This is a genomic window from Aeromonas sp. FDAARGOS 1410, assembly GCF_019048745.1.
In the GTDB taxonomy this organism is placed as follows: Bacteria; Pseudomonadota; Gammaproteobacteria; order Enterobacterales; family Aeromonadaceae; genus Aeromonas; species Aeromonas jandaei.
Window position 1 is genome coordinate 3,345,548 of record NZ_CP077401.1, and the last position, 20,877, is coordinate 3,366,424.

Here is a 20,877-nt window from a genome sequence, read left to right on the forward strand (position 1 = left end):
GTGATGGAGTGCCTGTTTACCCTGCTGAGCCGTGACTGGATTTTGCGGATCTATGCCAATGAGAAGACGGTCGGGGATCGTTATCAGCAGTTACAAGCTACCCGCGCCCATCATCAACAGGAGCGCGACAAATCGGGCCTGCCAGCGAGCCCGAGCAGATACGAACCGCCAGTTGTGCGCTTCTCGCAGCCCCTTTCCATCACTCTGGCTGAAGCTGATGGTTGCCCGCTGGAGCTGCCTGATGATCAGGCGCTCTCCGCTCTGGTACTGCCAACCCCCCTGTTGTTTGAGAACTGCTTTTACGAATTCGAATGGGAGTTTCTTCACGGCGTTAGCGAGGGAAGTGATGCGCCGCGGCTGGAGCATCATCTGCAGCGGATCTGCGAGTCGTTTCGCTTCAAAAGCAGGCATGGATCGCAGGAGCTGCTGGGGGGATTCAATACCGGCAACGATGTAGGCACACTTGCACTCCCCTTCTCTTATCAACCGAAATCGGCTGCAGGAAAAGCTGCTCGCATTCAGCTGACGCTCTGGTTCGAGGTCTATCCGGTCAAGCTGGATATCCGCCGGGATGTGCCGCTGATCCATCGGGTGCTGGATGAGCAGTACCCCTACTGGCGTTTTACCCTGAACAGCGCAACCAGTCAGCAAGGGGGCCGCAGCCAGCGCAAGGCCGAACCGTTCCCCCTGCTCTGGCTTGCCCATTTCGAAGCCCTGCACAAGGACCTTGAGCGGGGGATCCGCCAGATAATCAATGCACCCCACAGCAGGCTGCAAAGCAAGACCGAATATCTGCTGGCCGCCAGAATGAAGCGCCCGCCACGCCCGAAGCAGGCCGAACAGATCCGCCAGGATCTGGATAACGGTATCGAGCGCAGATACCGGGTGGAACGTAAACAACTGACCACGGATACCCCGGAAAACCGCTTTATCAAGTTTGTGCTGGAGCGCACCGGAAGGATGCTGCAACAGCTGACCCAACAGGGCGATCGCACCCTGCTGTCCAGAGCCTTTTTTGACCGCCTCAAGGCATGGAGCAAACCGCTGGATCAGGCGCTGGCTCACCCCCTGATGCAGGAGATAGGTCCGGCGGCAGTGTTACAACGCGAGTCTCTGGTACTGCAGCAAAAGAGCGGCTATAGCGCGGTTTACCGGGTCTGGCAGCAACTGCGCCTCTATCTCGATGCGTTGGGAAATGATGCCGTGGCCGGCGTGCGCAGCATGGATCAGCTCTACGAGCTCTGGTGCGTGCTCGAAGTACGCCGGATTATCCTGACGCTGGGATTTACCGAGGTGAAAACACCTGCCTTTAACTTCACCAGGGATGGTTGGGATACCCGGCTGGCCGAGGGGATGAAATACTGCTGGGAGTACCTTCGTGCAGCAGACGGTGTAAGGCTCAAGCTGGCCCATGAACCCAGATTTCACAAGACCAACAAGCCGGTTCACTCCCTGCTGGTTCCCCAGAAGCCGGACATTCTGATCGAAGCCACCACTGGCAGTGGCGACACTTTTATTTGGCTGTTTGATGCCAAGTACCGGGTCGATAATGGCACTCAAGATGATCCGAGAGACAGGGTGCCCGATGATGCCATCAACCAGATGCACCGTTATCGCGATGCCCTGCTCTATCAGCAACAGGATGACCCGATACCAAGCCGACCCACCTTTGGCGCTTTTGCGCTCTATCCGGGCTTTATGAGCCAGCAACCCGGAACGAAAAATCCCTATCAGGAGGAGCTCGACAGGATTGGTATCGGTGCCTTTGCCCTGTTGCCAGCAGAGGATCACAGCGGCTCTTGCTGGCTGCAATCCTTCCTTGAGCAAAAGCTGGGTAAATCGGGGGAAGAGTTTCGCTATCCTGCCATCCGCTCGGGCCACTTCTATCTGGAAGAGCCCAGCCGGATTGCCACCCTGGGGATGCAGCAGGTCCGCCACCATGATCTCACCCTGATCATTCCGACCGCACCGGAAAACAGCCGCTCGCCGAGTTACTTCGATGCATTTCGTGATGGCTCTGCCCGCTGGTATCACACCCCTGCAGAAACTATCGCCACTCGTTACGATGATCAGCTGATGAACGAAATCAGCTATCTGGCCGTAGCTACCCTTGCAGCAGATGGCAAGACACGGGAAGTCACACGGGTCTGGCCTGTGCTGACATGCCGGAAACTGCGAAGGGAACAACTGACCGAAGAGCAGACTGGTACACCGCTGGCCGAGGGGAATGTGAATCCTTACTGGTTGCTGGAGCTGGGGCCCTCTATTTCATTGCTCCACCCTCTGACACAGCTGAATGCGGCAAGTTTCAGAGCGGCCATGAAACTGACCAGACTGGCTGAGCTGCAAGGAGAACTGACCGGGTTTGCGGCACTGCCGGATTATTACGGGGAGTTATTGCGCACGCATCCAGCCTGAACACCTTACGGCTATCCCGGCCTGGCCATTGCTCTGCTGGCCAGACCGGGATTACAGCCTCGCATGACCATGAGTAAAAGTGCCGCGATCTGACCCCAAAACCCCGTCTAAATTATCCAGTTGCATAATAACCATGCGGCCTTGCGGTTGTTTAACGTGTCCTAACATCAGATAATGTTGCGGCCTTCAAACCGGATACCCGACCTTCGATGACTGAATACCTGCTTTTATTGATCGGCACAGTGCTGGTTAACAACTTCGTGCTGGTGAAATTCCTCGGCCTCTGCCCCTTTATGGGGGTCTCGGGCAAGCTGGAAACCGCTATCGGCATGGGGCTCGCCACCACCTTCGTGATGACCCTGGCCAGTGCCTGCTCCTATCTGGTGGAGCACTACATTCTGGTGCCGCTGGAGATCGCCTATCTGCGCACCCTCGCCTTTATTCTGGTGATCGCCGTGGTGGTGCAGTTTACCGAGATGGTGGTGCGCAAGAGCAGCCCGACCCTCTACCGCCTGCTGGGGATCTTCCTGCCCCTCATCACCACCAACTGCGCGGTGCTCGGGGTAGCGCTGCTGAGCATCAACGAGCGTCATGACTTCGTGCAGAGCGTGATCTACGGCTTTGGCGCCGCCACCGGCTTCTCGCTGGTGCTGATCCTGTTTGCCGCCATGCGCGAACGACTGGTCGCCGCCGATGTGCCCGCGCCGTTTCGCGGGGTCTCCATTGCCATGATCACTGCCGGTCTGATGTCTCTGGCCTTTATGGGCTTTACCGGCCTCATCAAGATATAACCATGATCCATATTCTTTTTGCCATTCTGGTGCTGACCCTGCTGGCGCTGGCGTTCGGGATTATCCTGGGCTTTGCCGCCGTCAAGTTTCATGTGGAAGCAGACCCCATCGTCGATCAGCTCGATGCCCTGCTGCCCCAGACCCAGTGTGGCCAGTGCGGCTATCCCGGCTGCAAACCCTACGCCGAGGCGGTTGCCAACGGCGATCAGATCAACAAGTGCGTACCCGGTGGCGAGGCCACCATGCGCAAGATTGCCGACCTGATGGGGGTCGAACCCCAGCCGCTGGGCGGCAGCGACGAAGCCGCAGCGCCGGTCAAGAAGGTCGCCTTTATCCACGAAGATCAGTGCATCGGCTGCACCAAGTGCATTCAGGCCTGCCCGGTGGACGCCATTGTCGGCGCCACCAAGGCGATGCATACCGTGATTGCCAGCGAGTGCACCGGTTGCGATCTCTGTGTCGATCCCTGCCCGACCGACTGCATCGAGATGATCCCGGTGCCCACCACGGTCGATAACTGGAAGTGGGATCTCAATAACGTGCATGTTCCGGGCAAGATTCCGGTCAAGTTGGTGGAGTAACCATGCAGTCTTTACTTGAACGCATCAAAGCCGGGAATATCTGGGACTTTCACGGTGGTATTCACCCCGCCGACAACAAACTGCAATCGAGCCAGAGCCCGGTCGAGCAGGCTGGTCTGCCGCCGCGCCTGATCATTCCGGTACGCCAGCACGCAGGCGCCGCCGGCGATCTGCTGGTGCAGGTGGGTGACAAGGTCAAGAAGGGTCAACCGCTGACCCGTTACGCCAGAGGGCGGGTGGTGCCGGTGCACGCCTCCACCTCGGGCACCATCACCGAGATTGCCAACCACACGGTCGCCCACCCTTCGGGGCTTGACGATCTCTGCGTCATCCTCACCCCCGATGGCGAGGATGAGTGGGGCGAGCTCGACGGCAAACCCGATTACTGGAATCTGGAGCGGGGCGAACTGCTCGAGCGCATCCAGCAGGCGGGCATTGCCGGTCTTGGCGGCGCCGTCTTCCCCACTCACAGCAAGCTCGATGGCCGCGGCCAGCTCACCGAGATCCTGATCGTCAACGGGCTGGAGTGCGAACCCTATATCACCACCGACGATCGGCTGATGCAGCAGTACGCCGACGAGATCATGGATGGCATCCGGGTGCTCAAGCACCTGCTCAAACCCAAGCTGACCCTGATCGGGGTGGAAGACAACAAGCCCGAGGCGATCACCGAGCTGACCCGTCACGCCACCGACGAAGATGTGCTGGTCAAGACGGTGCCGACCAAGTACCCCTCGGGCGGTGCCAAGCAAACCATTGAGCTGCTGACCGGCCGTCAGGTGCCCAAAGGCGGGCGCGCGGTCGATATCGGCATCATGGTGCTCAACGTCGCCACCGTGTTTGCCATCAAGCGCGCCATTATCGACGGCGAGCCGCTGATCGAGCGGATCGTCACCCTCACCGGCGACAGCTTCAAGAAGCCCGGCAACGCCTGGGTGCGCCTCGGTACGCCGGTGCGCTGGCTGCTGCAGCGTTTCGAGCTGCAACCGGAGGCGGATCAGCGGGTGATCATGGGGGGCCCCATGATGGGCTTTACCCTGCCCCACGCCATGGTGCCGGTGGTCAAGGCGACCAACTGCCTGCTGGCGCCGACGCAAGCCGAGCTGCCCGCCCCCGGCCCGGAACAGGCCTGCATCCGTTGCAGCGCCTGTGCCGATGCCTGCCCGGCCAGCCTGCTGCCGCAAGAGCTCTACTGGTACAGCAAGGCCAAGGAGTACGACAAGGCCGAGAAACTCAACCTGATGGACTGCATCGAGTGCGGTGCCTGCGCCTGGGTCTGTCCGAGCGAGATCCCGCTGGTGCAGTACTACAAGATCGCCAAGGATGACATTCGCGAAGCCCGTGCCGAGGCCGAAAAAGCCGAGCGCGCCAAGCAGCGTTTCGAAGCCAAGCAGGCCCGTTTCGAGCGGGAGAAAGCGGCCCGCGAAGCGCGCCACGCCGAAGCCGCCGCCCAGCGCCGGCAGGCGATGACTGCCGCTGGCGGGGAAGATCCCGTTGCCGCCGCGCTGGCCCGTATCAAGGCCAAGCAGGATGCGCCCATCACCGCTATTGCAGCCACCTCAGAGGGCGTGCCCGACAACAGCGCGGTGATCACTGCCCGCGAAGCGCGCAAACGGGAAGCGGAAGCGCGCCGCGCTGCCAAGCTGGCGGAGAGCGCAAACAGCGAAACAGCTGCTGCGCCGCAATCCGCCGAGGCGGTTGACCCATCCAGCGATCCCAAGAAAGCGGCCATCGCCGCGGCTCTTGCTCGTGCCAAGGCCAAGAAAGCGGCTCAGGCTGGCGATGCTCCTGCTACAGATAGCGCGGCCGAGAGCCAGCCTGCTGCAGACGCCGACCCGAAAAAGGCAGAGTCCGATCCGAAAAAAGCAGCCATTGCTGCCGCCATTGCCCGGGCCAAGGCCAAAAAGGCTGAGGCGAATGGCGAACCGGTAAGCGCAGATCACAGCGCGACAACCGACGCAGACATCCAAAGCGATGCGCCATCTGCGGCCAGCGAAGCGGTCGATCCCAAGAAGGCCGCGATCGCCGCGGCCATCGCTCGGGCCAAGGCCAAAAAGGCCGCCCAGCAGGGCGACAGCGCTGAGGGCGATCTGACTGCCACCGCAGGCACCCACGAAACGGCTGCAACCCAAAGCGATACGCCATCTGCGGCCAGCGAAGTGGTTGACCCCAAGAAAGCCGCTATCGCCGCGGCCATTGCCCGCGCCAAGGCCAAAAAGGCAGCCCAGCAGAGCGACAGCGCTGAGGACTCTCTGACTGCAACCGCAGGCACCAGCGAAACAGCTGCAACCCAAAGCGATGAGCCATCTGCGGCCAGCGAAGCGGTCGATCCCAAGAAAGCCGCTATCGCCGCAGCCATTGCCCGCGCCAAGGTCAAGAAGGCGGCCCAGCAGGCTGCGGAACCGGGTGAGCCAATGCAGGCAGCAGAAGGGGCTCGCGGTGAGCAAGCACTCGCCGAGCCGGTGAGCGAGGCCGTGGCCGAACCGGCCGTTGCCGAGGCGAGCGTTGACCCGAAGAAGGCAGCCATCGCCGCTGCCGTCGCCCGTGCCAAGGCGAAAAAACTGGCTGCCGACGCGGCCAGGGCCAGTGGGGCCACCCCGGATGAGGGATCATCATCCGACGCCGAGCCGCGCTGATGCTCGCTGGCCCATCGTTAAACAACGAGGTAATGCACTAATCCATGTTCAATATCGCGACTGCGCCGTTTGCCCATAACCGCAAACAGACCCGAACCCTGATGCTGCTGGTGATCCTGGCCTGTGTGCCGGGCTTGCTGGCCCAGACCTGGTTCTTCGGCTGGGGCTCCTTTATCCAGATCCTGATTGCGCTGGTGACCGCGCTGGTGAGTGAGGCGCTGGTGCTCAAGCTGCGGGGCCGCCCCGTCAAACCGGCCCTGATGGATGGCAGCGCCGCCCTCACCGCCGTGCTGATCGGTCTATCCCTGCCGCCGCTGCTGCCGTGGTGGATGATGGTAGTGGGCACTGCCTTCGCCATCATCATCGCCAAACAGCTCTACGGCGGGCTGGGTCAGAACCTGTTCAACCCGGCCATGGTGGCCTACGTGCTGCTGCTGGTCTCCTTCCCGGTGCAGATGACCAGCTGGCTGCCGCCGGAGAGCGTACGCGCCTACAGCCTCGGCTTTGGCGATGCGGCCTCGGTCATCTTCACCGGCTTTAGCCTCGACGGCTACAGCATGGCCCAGCTCAAGCAGGGGGTGGATGGGCTGACCATGGCGACCCCGCTCGATACCCTGAAAACCGGCCTGACTCAGGGGCTCACCACCGGCGAGATCCTGAGCGGCCCGCTGTTCGAGGGTTGGGGCGGCATCGGCTGGAGCTGGGTCAACCTCGGCTATCTGCTGGGCGGCCTCTTCCTGCTACAACAGAAGGTGATCAACTGGCGCATCCCGACCGCCATTCTGGGCTCCCTGCTGGCGGCGGCGACCCTCGGCTACCTGATGAGCCCGGATGCGACCGCTACGCCGATGTTCCACCTCTTTAGCGGCGCCACCATGCTGGGGGCCTTCTTTATCGCCACCGATCCGGTCAGCGCCTGCACCACCCCGCGCGGCCGCCTGGTCTATGGCGTGCTGATCGGGGTGCTGGTCTACATCATTCGCCGCTTTGGCGGCTATCCGGATGCGTTCGCCTTCGCCGTGCTGCTGGCCAACCTTTGCGTACCCTTTATCGACAGCCTGACTCGCCCGAAAGTGTATGGAGCCCGTCGCCAATGATGTTTCTGCCCTCTTTCCCCATCACAGCTGACGGAGCCCGGACATGTTAAAGAGCATGCGCAAGAATGGCCTGATCCTGGCCATGTTCGCGCTGGGCTGCACCGCTCTGGTGGTGCTGACCAACGAGTTGACCAAGGACAAGATCGCCCACCAGCAGCAGCTGGAGAAGTTGCAGACGCTGGAGGCGCTGCTGCCTGCCGGCAGCTATGACAACGATCTGGTGACCAGCTGCAAGCTGGTGACCAGCAGGAAGTATCTGGGCAGCGATCAGCCACAAGCCCTCTATACCGCCAGCAAGAATGGCGTGGTGACCGGCTATGCACTGGAGGCGATCGCGCCGGACGGCTACAGCGGTGCCATCCGTATCGTGGCGGGCTTTGATGCCAAGGGCACCGTCAGCGCGGTGCGAGTGCTCGCTCACAAAGAGACCCCCGGCCTTGGTGACAAGATCGAGCTGAAAAAATCAAACTGGATCAACAGCTTTACCGGAAAATCCCTGACCGCCGACAATGAATCTGAGTGGGCAGTGAAGAAGGATGGCGGCGAGTTCGATGCCTTTACCGGTGCCACCATCACCCCCCGTGCTGTGGTCAAGGCGGTGAAAAACCTGCTGAAACTGCAGCACGAGCACCCGGAACTGCTCAGCAACGCCCCGGCTTGTCCGGCCGCACAATAAACCGGAGTCGACCCCGTCATGACACAGATGGAACAGATTGAAACGGGCACCGCCCCGATCGCCGAGCTGGAAAGCCGCAAGGGCGAGCTCAAGGAGCTGATGGTACAGGGGCTGTGGAAGAACAACCCCTCGCTGGTACAGGTGCTGGGCCTGTGCCCTACCCTCGCCGTCTCCTCCACCTTTACCAATGCGCTGGGGCTCGGCCTTGCCACCATGGCGGTGCTGGTCTGCTCCAACCTCGCCATCTCGCTGGTGCGCAACTGGGTGCCGAAGGATATCCGCATCCCGGTCTACGTAATGATCATCGCCTCGCTGGTGACCAGCGTGCAGCTGCTGATGAACGCCTACACCTATGGCCTCTATCAGGCGCTCGGCATCTTTATCGCCCTCATCGTCACCAACTGCATCATCATCGGCCGCGCCGAGGCCTATGCCTCCAAGAACCCGCCGCTGCTGGCGGCCCTCGACGGCCTGATGATGGGGTTGGGTTTTACTCTGGTGCTGCTGGTGCTTGGCACCATGCGCGAAATCATCGGCATGGGCACCCTGTTTGATGGCGCCGATCTGCTGCTGGGCGAGTGGGCAAAATCCCTGCGCATCGAGCTGTTCCACGCCGATGCCAGCCTGCTGCTGGCCATTCTGCCGCCGGGCGGCTTTATCGGACTGGGGCTGCTGATCGCCGCCAAGAACGCCATCAACGAGTGGCGTGACCGCAAGCAGGCGACCACAGTGGCTCACTGCAATGTGCCCCCCGTCCGTGCCCGGGCGACCCAGCTATGACACCACGCGAGGCTGCATGAACAACCAGAAACGCAGAGAGATACTGGAGCGACTGCGGGAGCACAATCCCCACCCCACCACCGAGCTCAACTTCAATTCGCCGTTCGAGCTCTTGATCGCCGTGCTGCTCTCGGCGCAGGCGACCGATGTCAGCGTCAACAAGGCGACCGACAAGCTCTATCCGGTGGCCAACACCCCGCAGGCAATGCTGGATCTCGGGGTGGAGGGGCTCAAGGAGTACATCAAGACCATTGGCCTCTTCAACACCAAGGCCGAGAACGTCATCAAGACCTGCGCCATCCTGCTGGAGCGCCATGGCGGCGAGGTGCCGGAGAATCGCGAAGCGCTGGAAGCCCTGCCGGGTGTCGGCCGCAAGACCGCCAACGTGGTACTCAACACCGCCTTTGGCTGGCCCACCATCGCCGTCGATACCCATATCTTCCGGGTATCCAACCGCACCGGTTTTGCGGTGGGCAAGAACGTGGATCAGGTGGAGGAGAAGCTGCTTAAAGTGGTGCCCGCCGAGTTCAAGCTGGATGTCCACCACTGGCTCATCCTGCACGGGCGTTACACCTGTCTGGCTCGCAAGCCCCGCTGTGGTTCCTGTATCATCGAGGACTTGTGCGAGTACAAAGAGAAGGTCTATCCCGAGAGCTGATAGCTTCACAACCGAGATTGAAAGCAGTACACATCACCAACCCGGAGAACTGAGCAATGAGAATTCTGCATACCATGCTGCGTGTCGGCGATCTGCAACGCTCCATCGACTTCTACACCCGCGTCCTTGGCATGAAGCTGCTGCGCAAGAGCGAGAACAGCGAGTACAAGTACACCCTGGCCTTCGTCGGCTACGGTGACGAGAAAGATGAAGCGGTGATCGAGCTGACCTACAACTGGGGGGTGAGCGAGTACGAACTGGGCTCCGCCTACGGCCACATCGCGCTGGAAGCGGACGACATCTACGCCACCTGTGAAGCGCTGCGCGCCGCCGGTGCCAAGATCACCCGCGAGCCGGGTCCGGTCAAAGGCGGCACCACCGTCATCGCCTTCGTCGAAGATCCGGACGGTTACAAGATTGAACTGATTGCCAAGAAAGATGCCGGCACCGGCCTTGGCGACAGCTTCTAAGCGGCCCGGGTAAAAACGCCCGATGGCAGGATAAAAAAAGAGCGCGCTGGCGCTCTTTTTTTATACTTGTCTGCTTGGGCTGCCGGGCTAAATCTCGCCGTTGCGCCCCATGCTGATGACCACCCGCCGGTTCTTGGCACGCCCCTGCTCGGTTTCGTTGGAGGCAACGTGCTGCTTCTCGCCATGCCCCTCCACCGAGATCTTGCCGGGATCGAGCCCCAGATCGACGAACACCTTCTTGATGGCATCGGCCCGCTTTTCCGAGAGTTTCTGGTTGGTCCAGCGCCCGCCGTAGCTGTCGCTGTAGGCGTCGATCACCACCACATCGATACTCTTGTCCGCCTTGATATATTCGCCGATCATCGCCAGCCGTCGTTTCGATGAGATGGAGAGCTGATCGCTGTTCTTGTCGTAGGTGAGCACGCTAAAGGCGATATCGTTGAAGCTGTAGGGCAGCAGCCCGCTCTGACAGTCAAGGAACGCCTGATATTTGACCCGGAAGTTGACCGACGAGAGCGACACTCGCACCGGCCGGTTCTGGCGATACCAGTCCCGGTACTGGAAAGTGGGCATGTTGCCCCCCTCCAGCTCGTCGAGCATGGTCCAGGCGGTCTGTCCCTCAACCAGTCCATCAAACTGCTGATAGAAGTGGAGCTGGCTCACTTCCCGCCCCGCAATACCGGGGCGCCAGACCGGCGGCATGATGCCAAGGCTCACCGTCTCGGTTCTGGCCTGTGGCCGTTTGCCCTTGAGCTCGAAATCGAGATTGATCTTGCGCCCGGCGCGACTGACAAAGGCCCCCGTGCCCCAGTTCGGGATCGGGTGCTCGAGGCGGCACTCAATCTGGGTGTCCGAGGTCAAACGCCAGACGGATTGATCCAGACCGGCACCGAATTCGGTCACCCCAGCCTGTACCTGCATACTCACCGATATGCTGATCAACCCCAACTTCCAAGCGTCCAACGGCTTGTCCTCCACACGATCTCATATGGAGTATCGGCCGCGGACAGGCAACCTTTAGCGGCAAAACTGCAAAGGGCTGCCGCTGGCGGCAACCCCTTGCCTCTGTTGGAAAAAATCGGGATTGCAGCGGCAATCACAGCATCTGATGCGCGCCAACGGCAGCGGATCTCGCTACAGTAGAGCCAGAGTGACAGGATGTCGCCGTGCAGGAGCAAGACGCATGTTTAGACCCTTCCCGACCTTGTGGCCCGTTATGCTGGCCATGCTCGGCAACGCCGCCCAGAGCGCAACCCAGGATGAAGAGTGGGCGCAGCAGCGGGCCAATGCCGTGCTCTCCCTGATGAGCTTTACCGTGGTGCCGGATATCACCGCCAGCGATCTCTCCCTCGGCAGCGGCAGTGGCCAGTCGGCCGCCCTCAGCATGGCGCAGCTTGGCGGTGGCGCCACCCTGAGCGAATCGTTCCCTATCTATCTGGAAGGAGCCCTCGGCTTTAGCCGCTACGATCCCCAGTTCGTGATGAGTAACGGCAGCGAGAGCCGCACCATCCCCACCCGCTGGAACAGCGCCACCGCCTCGGGCGGCGTTGGCTGGGATATCTCCCTGCACAGGGATAAACAGGGCGGCCACTGGGTGCTGCGTCCCATCGCCAATGTCTCGCTGGGCACCATGGCCAGCGATATTCGCATCGGCAACTGGCTGCTCGATCGTACCAGGGGCTACTCCCTCGACTTTCTCGAAAACGGTCAGCTCAATATGTACGGGCTGGGTGGCTCGCTGATGGTCGACTACGAGCTCTTCTCCAAAACTCAGGATATCGATGCCGAGCTGCGCTACTCCTACCAGCACCTGCAGAGCTTCGGCAATACCTCGGAGAGTGTGCGTGGCAGCGCCGAGGCGGAGAACCTCGGCCTCTATCTGCGCCGCCGGGCGCCGATGTTTGACTGGACCCTGCTCGATCGCCCGCTGCGCTATGTGATGGAGGGCGCCCGCACCGAATACCTCGGCGAACAGCGTGGCTTGCTCGGCTTCAATGCCCTCAACTCGCTGGGGCTCGGCCTTGAGATCGACAGCAGCAAGTACGACATCATCGTCAGCCGCACCCGGCTGGTCGCCCGCTATATGTTCAGCAACAACACCCGCGGCTATTCGGTCGGCTTGGCCATGAGTTTCTGAGCTGAGCGGGATATGCGCGGGACAACAGAGAGATCGGGCAGCCTTTGCTGGGCGGGTTCCCGGCCATATGTACCGACAGTTGCGCTATTTGGTATGTGGTAACCGCCCGGATAACGCCGAATTAATAAAGTAAAGTATTTATTAATTCAGCGCTATTCAGCCTGCAAGGGAGCGACCCAAGGAACAAAGCGGCCTTCATCCGCTCGAAAGGGCTGACAAACCGCCTCATCCGATCTGATGACAAAAGGTGATCGGGCCACAAAATGCCCCTTTTCACTCTCTCTGTTAACGCCAATAAAAACGCCAGCCTTGCGGCTGGCGTTCTCATTGAGGTTAGAGCGACTTATTTCAGATCGAAACGGTCGTTGTTCATCACCTTGACCCAGGCCTTGACGAAGTCGCGGACGAACTTCTCCTTGCCGTCTTGCTGGGCATAGACCTCGGCGTAGGCGCGCAACACCGAGTTGGAGCCAAACACCAGATCAACCCGGGTGGCGGTCCACTTCACCGCGCCGCTCTGGCGATCCACGATCTGGTAGCTGTTGCGGCCAGTCGGCTGCCAGCTATAGGCCATATCGGTCAGGTTGACGAAGAAGTCGTTGCTAAGCACCCCGACCCGGTCGGTAAAGACGCCGTGGGCCGAGCCGCCGTGGTTGGTGCCAAGCACCCGCAACCCACCGACCAGCACCGTCATCTCGCGGGCGGTGAGGCCCAGCAGCTGGGCACGGTCGAGCAGCATCTCCTCCGGCTGCACCTTGTAGTGCCCCTTCTGCCAGTTGCGGAAACCATCGTGCACTGGCTCGAGGAAGGCGAACGACTCGGTATCGGTCTGCTCGGCGCTGGCATCGCCACGGCCCGGCGCAAAGGGGACGACGATATCAACGCCGGCCAGCTTGGCCGCCTGCTCTACCGCTGCGCTACCGCCCAGCACAATCAGGTCGGCGATGCTGACCGGCTTGCTCAGGGTGGCCTGCAGGGCGATCAGGGCATTGAGCACCTTCTCGAGGCGAGCCGGTTCGTTGCCTTCCCACGCTTTCATCGGCGCGAGGCGAATGCGGGCACCGTTGGCCCCGCCGCGATAATCGGAGCCGCGGAAGGTGCGGGCACTGTCCCACGCAGTAGCGATCAAATCGGCTGGCGCCACGCCGCAGGCCAGCAGTTTGGCCTTGAGCTCGCTCACCTCCTTGTCGGAGAGCTGGTAATTCACCGCCGGTACCGGATCCTGCCACACCATGACTTCGCCCGGCACTTCCGGCCCCAGATAGCGGCTGCGCGGCCCCATGTCGCGGTGAGTCAGCTTGAACCAGGCGCGGGCAAAGGCGTCGGAGAAGAGCGCTTGATCCGCGGCAAAGCGCTCGGAGATCTCCCGATAGACGGGGTCAAAACGTAGCGCCATGTCCGCATCGGTCATGATGGGATTGCAGCGGATGGAGGGGTCTTCCACGTCCACCGGGCGATCTTCCTCCTTGATGGCGACGGGCTCCCACTGCCAGGCACCGGCCGGGCTCTTCTTGAGCCACCAGTCGTGGCCCAGCAGCATCTTGAAGTAGCCGTTGTCCCAGCGGGTCGGGTTGCTGGTCCAGGCCCCTTCAAGACCGCTGGTCACCGTGTCACGGCCGATACCGCGGCTCTCGTGGTTAATCCAGCCCAGCCCCTGCTCGTGCACATCGGCCCCTTCGGGAGCTGGCCCCAGTTTGGCCGCGCTGCCGTTGCCGTGGGCCTTGCCGACGGTGTGACCACCGGCGGTGAGGGCGACGGTCTCTTCGTCATTCATCCCCATGCGGGCAAAGGTAACGCGCATGTCGTGGGCGGTTTTCAGGGGATCCGGGTTGCCATCCACCCCTTCCGGGTTGACGTAAATCAGCCCCATCATCACCGCAGCCAGCGGGTTCTCCAGATCCCGTTCGCCGCTGTAACGGCTCCCTTCGCTACCGCTCGGCGCCAGCCACTCCTTCTCGGAGCCCCAATAGACATCTTTTTCCGGATGCCAGATGTCCTCGCGGCCACCGGCAAAGCCGAAGGTCTTGAGCCCCATGGATTCATAGGCGACGTTGCCCGCCAGGATCATCAGGTCAGCCCAGGAGATCTTGTTGCCGTACTTCTGTTTGATCGGCCACAGCAGACGGCGGGCCTTGTCGAGGTTGCCGTTGTCGGGCCAGCTGTTGAGGGGGGCGAAGCGCTGGTTGCCGGTGTTGGCACCGCCGCGACCGTCGGTTGCGCGATAGCTGCCGGCGGAGTGCCAGGCCATGCGGATCATCAGGCCGCCGTAGTGGCCCCAGTCGGCCGGCCACCAGGGCTGGCTGTCAGTCATCAGGGCATGGAGATCGGCCTTGAGGGCATCGTAATCGAGGCTGTTGAAGGCGTCGGCATAATCGAAAGTCTCATCCATCGGATTGGTCTTGCTGTCATGCTGATGCAGGATGTCGAGGTTAAGGGCATTGGGCCACCAGACTTGATGCTCCTGGCTGGCAGAGGTATTGGCACCGTGGGCAAAGGGGCACTGACCGGCCCCGCTAGCGTGTTTGTCCATCTTCAGATCCTCATTGTGGTCATAATGACGGCGAAACCCTTCGCTTCGCAGTTGAGACTAGCCTACCCCCCACCACCCACTTAAAAAACCGAATAAAAAAGTTCAATTCAATCTGGTTTTACGATTGAACTATCTCGTGTCTGGAGAAAAAGGGAGCTATAGAGCATAGCTCGAGAGCAAAAACCAACCTGATGTGTTTCTTAACCATCATGTCGCCTCTTTACATGAAGCACGAAAGACAGGCAAACCATCTGACAGGCTTGGGGAAATGGTCACAGATATGACACGACGAAATTGACAAAAACGGAGTAATTCGGAACTCTCTTACCCCGTGGTCACCCCCACATTCAATAAGCAGTGGACGCAACTTAATCAACGAACGTTCGGCGGGAAAGGCTCTCACCCAGCATGCCTTCACAGACATTCAACAAGCCACCCGACCTTTACGTCATCACGATGCAACAGGGATAGAGATTTTTGCCATGGCCAAGTTTTTGAATACCAGTGCAACCAACTACTTTCTTGAAGAACTTATCAAGGATGCCAAAGAGCGGCTGATCCTGATAAGTCCTTTCCTCAAACTCAACGACAGGATCAAAGAGCTGCTGACCGACAAGAATCGGCTCAAGATCGATGTACGAATTGTCTATGGCAAGAGTGAGCTACAACCGGAAGAGATCAGCTGGCTCAAGGAGCTCACCTATATCCGCACCAGCTTTTGTAAAAACCTCCACGCCAAGTGCTATCTCAATGAGGAGATGTGCATTATCACCAGCTTGAATCTCTACGAATTCAGTCAGGTCAATAACAACGAAATGGGGGTATTGATCCAGCGCTCGGAGGATCACGATCTTTACCGTGATGCCTACGACGAGGCCCAACGGATTATCCGGGTTAGCGACGAAATCCGCATATCCCTGGAGCGGGTGATTAATGAAGCTGACTCCCAACAACCTTCCGCCAGCGAAGGTGAATCTGTCACTGAAAAACTCACCTCATCCAAACTGGCGCAAAAATGGGGGATCAAAACCCATGAACTATTGGAAAAGATGGTGTCTCACGGCTTGCTTGAACTGCGCGACAGCAAGCATTACCTGACAGCCAAGGGTAAAGAAGAAGGCGGTGAATTTAGAATGAGCCCCAAATTTGGCCCCTATTTCCTCTGGCCAGAGACGATGAACCCCTTCTAATCCATTGACTGGATAAATGTGAAATGGACTTCACACCTGTGATTGCGGTTCTGCTGGGCCAGCTCTGGTATCTGCTGCCCCTGCTGCTGATTGCCACCCTGATCAAAACGCCCTGGTTCAAGGGGATGATCGGGGAGGCATTTATCAATCTCTGTATCCGGCTGTTTCTCGACCAGCGGGAGTACCATCTGCTCAAGAACGTGACGCTGCCAACCCCGCAGGGCACTACCCAGATCGATCATGTGATCGTCTCACGCTTCGGGCTGTTTGTCATCGAAACCAAGAACATCAAGGGGTGGATATTTGGCAATCCAGCCCACAAGAGCTGGCCCCAGCAGCTCTATCGCCGCAGACATACCTTTCAAAATCCGCTGCGCCAAAACTATCTGCACCTGATGACGCTCAAATCCTTGCTGGGTCTTGCTGATCATCAACTCCATTCGATTATCTACTTTATTGGCGACTGCACCTTTAACCCCCCCATGCCGGATAACATGATAAACCGCGGGTTTATTCGCTATATCAAGAATAAAACCACACAGGTGTTGACCCCTGCCGAAGTCGCACGGGAGATCGACACCATCCAGCGTGGACGACTGGCTACCAATTCGATCCCACACAAAAAATTAACATGTATAACCACTGTCAAAAACACATCCAAAAAAAATATATTCAGTTCTTATTAAAACACATTCTACAAACTAGCTAAGGAAACAATAATATGAAATATTCACTACCAGAGAACCATGGAATATCCGAAGATTTGATTTCAAAATTAATACCAAAAGATCCCAGCGGCGATATTTGCATTACAGACATACAGTTTCTAGCATTACAACATGGTGTTGCTCGTGGAGAAAGTGCATTTATTATATCTCCAACATCGACTGGCAAGACAAATATTGCCTTCTGGGCTATATCCAATAGTATAGATAAAAAATGTCCAGCAGTATATCTAGTGACTCATCGTGCTCTTGCGGAGCAAAAGTTTCAAGAAATTAAAGCGTTTGTCACAGATTGTTATGGGGAACACCTTCCATTATCCGTGGTTTTGGCTACGGGAGATCATATAATAGACTCCGAAAATCTACCAACTAATGCGCCCCTAAATGCAGATATTTTGATTGCTACGTATGAGAAATATTTATCAATAATATCCTCATCAAAAATACCAAAAAACATTTCATCTACAACTGTAATTTGTGATGAAATTCAGTTGCTAGGAGATAATAACAGAGGGGCAAACGTTGAATTACTTTTAACTTTATTGAGGTCTGTAGGCTGGCGCCAATTCATCGGTCTATCTGCTGTTATAGAGGAGCGTGATGCACAAGATATTTCCAACTGGTTAGATATATCACTTGTGACTGAAAAAAATAGAGAAAAACACTTAAACTATGAATGCTGGTCTAATACAGGAATAACGATATTAAATACTAAAACTCCTGAGTATATCAATGAGAAAAAGATACCTAGGCATCTTGATGTAACAGAACCATTAACAATTATTAATCATTTAGTCGAAGATGATGGTGACAACAAACCGATAATTGTTTTTTGCATGAAAAAACAAGATACATCGATGCTGGCCTCAAGTTATGTAGAACGATATAAAAACCCCGACACTATCAGCAACAAATTTGAATTGTTACCTGATACCGCAGCCGCAAAAAAATTATCAGCCTGTTTAGATAACCGAGTCGCCTTTCATAATGCAGACCTAACAGATGATGAACGATTAATTGTTGAGAGAAACCTTAAAGAAGGACTTATAGATGTTATCTTTGCAACATCGACTCTTGCATCAGGTGTAAACTTTCCAATTGGGACCACACTATTTTATTCATGGAAAAGATGGGATAAAAATGTCAGAGATAGAATCGCAATATCACCATCTGAGTTCCATAATATGGCTGGTCGTTCAGGGAGAATGGGTACCGAGCATAAATCAGGACGAGTTGTCTTCTTTGCAGCTAACCGAGCTGAACTGATTGAGTCAAAACAGTATCTTCAACTAAATAAAATTCCTCCAATTTCCCCTCAGATTAGTCCATCACAGTTCAAACAAATTGTGCTCAAACTTGTTTCGTCTGGCTTGTGCAAAAATAGAAAAGAAATAATTGATACCATCTGTTCTACATTTAGTGGGAAAAGAGAAGAAGATCGGAATTTGCGGTCATATAAGACATGGAGCGAGAAAATTCATATTGCAATAGATTATTTATGTGATGAAGGCTTATTGACTGAAAAAAATAGAGAATACCTATCACCCTCAGAGATTGGCTCCGCTGTTAGTTTTAGTGGTTTGCTCCCAGACACTGGAGTTTATTTATTATCATTTATAAGAAACAACATAAATGAGATTCATCAAAAACTACCAAGCATTAATAAAGAAGGAGCACTAGACAAACTCGCATTGCAAGTTTTTTACTATTGCTTTTCATCTCCTGAATTTTTCGAAATGCCAACGTCTTTACCAACTAGATTTTTACCGTATCAATTAGATAGCACTCAATTATGTACTACATCTTCATTAAGAAACGAATTAAATAATAACTCAGTGAATCATATAGCTGCTAATGCATCCTTTTTAGCTATTAAGTGGATAGAAGGCGAGTCCATAACAAAAATAGAGAAAATTGTAGATGGTATTAGCGCTGGTGTATTTAGAGATCTAATAAATAACTTAAATTGGGTTTTAAATGGTTTGTCAGCAATTCTATCTTCCATATCTGATAGCAAAACAATAAGCTCCCATTCCATTTTAAAACATATAAATGAACAAGACCTAGCAATGATAAAACAACTCCCTAGGGTTATAACCAGATTAACATTTAGACTATATGAGGGACTACCCGATCAAGCTCTTTGGTTAAAAAGCATTGAAGATGTAAGTGATCAGTTCACACTAAATCGTCATGAAATATCATATTTAATTGAGCATAATCTTATAACCCCAGAGAGAGTTAGTGATGGTTCAAGGGATGCAGATAACATCAGACTCCATGCATTTAGTAAAGTTAAGAATAAACATCAAAAAGCCAATTGGCTGCGAGACACGTGCAAAGAGTGGAAGAGTTTACAACGAAAAAAAGCGACTTCTCGACACATAAAAAAATCAATTCAATTAGGTTTGGGAGAAGACTTTAAAAATTATTACACATCTCTAGGAACCGAATTTGAAGATGCATTTGAAACCCTTCTTAAAAAAGTTAAAATAAAAACAGAAAAGTTAGATACACGCGGAAAATTTGGAGCCCCTGACTTTTTAATCATAATTGATAATTTACAGCCTATCGTTATCGAATTAAAAACAAAAAAAGGCAGCGGTTTGGTTGATTACAATAATGCCACTGAGGTATTAGCAGCTTCAGAGGTTTATAACTTCAAAAACAATCCTTGCGTTACATTATGCCACCCTGGGGTCGATCCTAGCATTCCAAATTTAATTATAACTTGTGGCAGGTTATGTATCGTTGAAAGCAATGATTTTGGTGAAGCGTTACTAAGAGTAGCCTCTAATAATCTTTCCTTAGAATCTTTTTGGAAATGGTTAACAACACCAGGACAAGCACTAACACGGGATCTCCCTACATATTAAATTGATGACAAAAATCAAGGGCGGCCAATTGGCCGCCCTTGTTGTGTTTCTTAGCGAATGGTCGCCATCTGCCGCACGCAGCGCTGCTCCCTGTCATCCACCCGCTTGGCAAACCAGGCGGTGGTGAGGTTACGGGTGATCTTGGGGCTTTTCAGCTGAATACCCGGCAGGATGGCGCGGGGCAACCGCTTGCCCGCTTTCTGGTCTGCCAGCGTAAACACGCGATGATAGAGGTCGCTCTGGCCAAATTCGGCGGTATCGCCAAGTTTGAGGCTCTGATGGATAGCCTGCTGACTCATGTTGATCCGGCTGGCGATGGTATAGACCGCGAGTTCCGTCTTGCCCGGCAGGTCGGAGTCATAGCGGATCAGATCGCCATCCAGAGCCAGCGTGGTACCGCTCAAACGGCTGACGGCGGCCTGAAAAGCGGCGTTGCGACTGGCATACCAGCCGGCGTTGAAGTCGGCGAAACGGTAGAGGGTATCGGGGTACTCCGCCTCATAGCCGAAGATATGTTTGGTACCAAACCAGATACCGCCGCGGCGGGTAAAGACTTCGTGGCGGATGGACTCCTTGACCGGATAGGGGTAACCACGGGTATTGGCCTCGGCAAAGGCGATGCTCACCTGCATCGGGCCGCCGGTGTGCACCGGGTTCATGTTGCCAAACAGGGTCTTGCCCATCGGCAGCATGCTGATCATGTCCTCGAAAATTTCGCTCATCTCCCGCTCGGTGCGAAGCGCATCGATGCGCTCGGCATAGCTCTTGCCGGTCGGCGAGTTGATGGAGAGCGCGGCACGCACCATAAACTCGGGGATCAGCAGCTTGGCCGCCCGCGAGTTGATCTCCTTCCAGGCGATCTTGCCAAGGCCCGGCACCACGGGGTCGGCCTGATAGGTCGCCTCCTGCTCTGCCACCGCCAGCACGGTACAGACGTTGTGATCGTTGACTGTCACCCCCTGGGTAGTGAGCGCCGTCACCACATCGTTGGCCCACCCCTGCTTGTCAACCACATGGCGAGGCAGAAACCTCACGATGCGGCTCTTCATATCCGCCGGCTTGCGCGGCTGCATGGCTGGCGGGGTCACCTTTTTGGCGGGCACTGTCGCGCCCGTTGTGTCGCTCGGTGCAGGGGCAGAAGCGGGATCGCTGGCACAGCCGGCCAGCAGCAAGGGGATCAGCAGCGCCAGCGTGCGCATGGCGGGGGAAACAGAAAAGAGAGAGAGCGTCATCGGATATCCGGTACTGAGGCTGGAGGCAAACCCGCCAGGCGGCGGGCGCACACATGATGGCCCATTGTAGAGAATTGATC

The 20,877-nt window shown here is 56.5% G+C and carries 15 protein-coding genes and 1 pseudogene; 13 read left to right on the forward strand and 3 right to left on the reverse strand.

Annotation, left to right across the window (positions count from 1 at the left end; genetic code table 11):
* Positions 1 to 3: 3 nt before the first annotated feature.
* From I6L40_RS15555 to gloA, 9 genes are all read left to right on the forward strand, one after another.
* Positions 4 to 2,418 (forward strand): DUF2357 domain-containing protein, encoded by a 2,415-nt coding sequence (locus tag I6L40_RS15555; RefSeq protein ID WP_071911145.1) that lies wholly within the window; start codon positions 4 to 6, stop codon positions 2,416 to 2,418.
* Positions 2,419 to 2,627: 209 nt separating this feature from the next.
* Entirely contained in the window at positions 2,628 to 3,209 is a 582-nt protein-coding gene (gene rsxA / locus I6L40_RS15560; protein WP_042031202.1) for an electron transport complex subunit RsxA, read from the forward strand.
* A 2-nt stretch (positions 3,210 to 3,211) separates the two neighbouring features.
* Entirely contained in the window at positions 3,212 to 3,790 is a 579-nt protein-coding gene (gene rsxB / locus I6L40_RS15565) for an electron transport complex subunit RsxB (protein WP_216994531.1), read from the forward strand.
* 2 nt (positions 3,791 to 3,792) lie between these two features.
* Complete coding sequence (rsxC, locus tag I6L40_RS15570) at positions 3,793 to 6,426, forward strand: electron transport complex subunit RsxC (protein WP_216994532.1); 2,634 nt, start codon at positions 3,793 to 3,795, stop codon at positions 6,424 to 6,426.
* A gap of 44 nt (positions 6,427 to 6,470) precedes the next feature.
* Positions 6,471 to 7,523 (forward strand): electron transport complex subunit RsxD, encoded by a 1,053-nt coding sequence (rsxD, locus tag I6L40_RS15575; protein ID WP_041208552.1) that lies wholly within the window; start codon positions 6,471 to 6,473, stop codon positions 7,521 to 7,523.
* Between the two features lie 43 nt (positions 7,524 to 7,566).
* Positions 7,567 to 8,199 (forward strand): electron transport complex subunit RsxG, encoded by a 633-nt coding sequence (rsxG, locus tag I6L40_RS15580; protein WP_033113576.1) that lies wholly within the window; start codon positions 7,567 to 7,569, stop codon positions 8,197 to 8,199.
* A 27-nt stretch (positions 8,200 to 8,226) separates the two neighbouring features.
* Positions 8,227 to 8,979 carry an electron transport complex subunit E gene (locus I6L40_RS15585; RefSeq protein ID WP_033113586.1) on the forward strand — a complete coding sequence of 251 codons (753 nt, stop codon included), beginning with the start codon at positions 8,227 to 8,229 and terminating at the stop codon, positions 8,977 to 8,979.
* Positions 8,980 to 8,995: 16 nt separating this feature from the next.
* The gene (gene nth, locus I6L40_RS15590; RefSeq protein WP_071911139.1) at positions 8,996 to 9,637 is read left to right on the forward strand and encodes an endonuclease III; all 642 of its coding nucleotides are present in this window, start codon (positions 8,996 to 8,998) and stop codon (positions 9,635 to 9,637) included.
* Between the two features lie 56 nt (positions 9,638 to 9,693).
* On the forward strand, positions 9,694 to 10,107 hold the full coding sequence (gene gloA / locus I6L40_RS15595) for a lactoylglutathione lyase (RefSeq protein WP_005337610.1): 414 nt from the start codon (positions 9,694 to 9,696) through the stop codon (positions 10,105 to 10,107).
* Positions 10,108 to 10,194: 87 nt separating this feature from the next.
* Here the strand turns inward: gloA and I6L40_RS15600 are convergent, their stop codons facing one another.
* Complete coding sequence (locus tag I6L40_RS15600) at positions 10,195 to 11,070, reverse strand: OmpA family protein (protein ID WP_041208982.1); 876 nt, start codon at positions 11,068 to 11,070, stop codon at positions 10,195 to 10,197.
* A gap of 253 nt (positions 11,071 to 11,323) precedes the next feature.
* On the opposite strand from I6L40_RS15600, the gene I6L40_RS15605 reads away from it, so the two are divergent.
* The gene (locus tag I6L40_RS15605) at positions 11,324 to 12,244 is read left to right on the forward strand and encodes a hypothetical protein (protein ID WP_254204108.1); all 921 of its coding nucleotides are present in this window, start codon (positions 11,324 to 11,326) and stop codon (positions 12,242 to 12,244) included.
* Positions 12,245 to 12,587: 343 nt separating this feature from the next.
* Here the strand turns inward: I6L40_RS15605 and katG are convergent, their stop codons facing one another.
* Positions 12,588 to 14,774, reverse strand: coding sequence for a catalase/peroxidase HPI (gene katG / locus I6L40_RS15610; protein WP_216994534.1), 2,187 nt, complete (start codon positions 14,772 to 14,774; stop codon positions 12,588 to 12,590).
* Positions 14,775 to 15,256: 482 nt separating this feature from the next.
* Here katG and I6L40_RS15615 point away from each other — a divergent pair, with 482 nt between their 5' ends.
* From I6L40_RS15615 to I6L40_RS15625, 3 genes and pseudogenes are all read left to right on the forward strand, one after another.
* The gene (locus I6L40_RS15615; protein WP_216994535.1) at positions 15,257 to 15,964 is read left to right on the forward strand and encodes a phospholipase D family protein; all 708 of its coding nucleotides are present in this window, start codon (positions 15,257 to 15,259) and stop codon (positions 15,962 to 15,964) included.
* Between the two features lie 23 nt (positions 15,965 to 15,987).
* Positions 15,988 to 16,590 (forward strand): annotated as a pseudogene (locus I6L40_RS15620) (nuclease-related domain-containing protein); the annotation flags it as partial.
* 95 nt (positions 16,591 to 16,685) lie between these two features.
* Positions 16,686 to 19,565, forward strand: coding sequence for a DEAD/DEAH box helicase (locus I6L40_RS15625; protein WP_216994536.1), 2,880 nt, complete (start codon positions 16,686 to 16,688; stop codon positions 19,563 to 19,565).
* A gap of 50 nt (positions 19,566 to 19,615) precedes the next feature.
* Here the strand turns inward: I6L40_RS15625 and I6L40_RS15630 are convergent, their stop codons facing one another.
* Positions 19,616 to 20,797: a DUF1615 domain-containing protein gene (locus I6L40_RS15630; RefSeq protein WP_216994537.1), complete on the reverse strand. Its 1,182-nt coding sequence runs from the start codon at positions 20,795 to 20,797 to the stop codon at positions 19,616 to 19,618.
* Positions 20,798 to 20,877 lie beyond the last annotated feature (80 nt).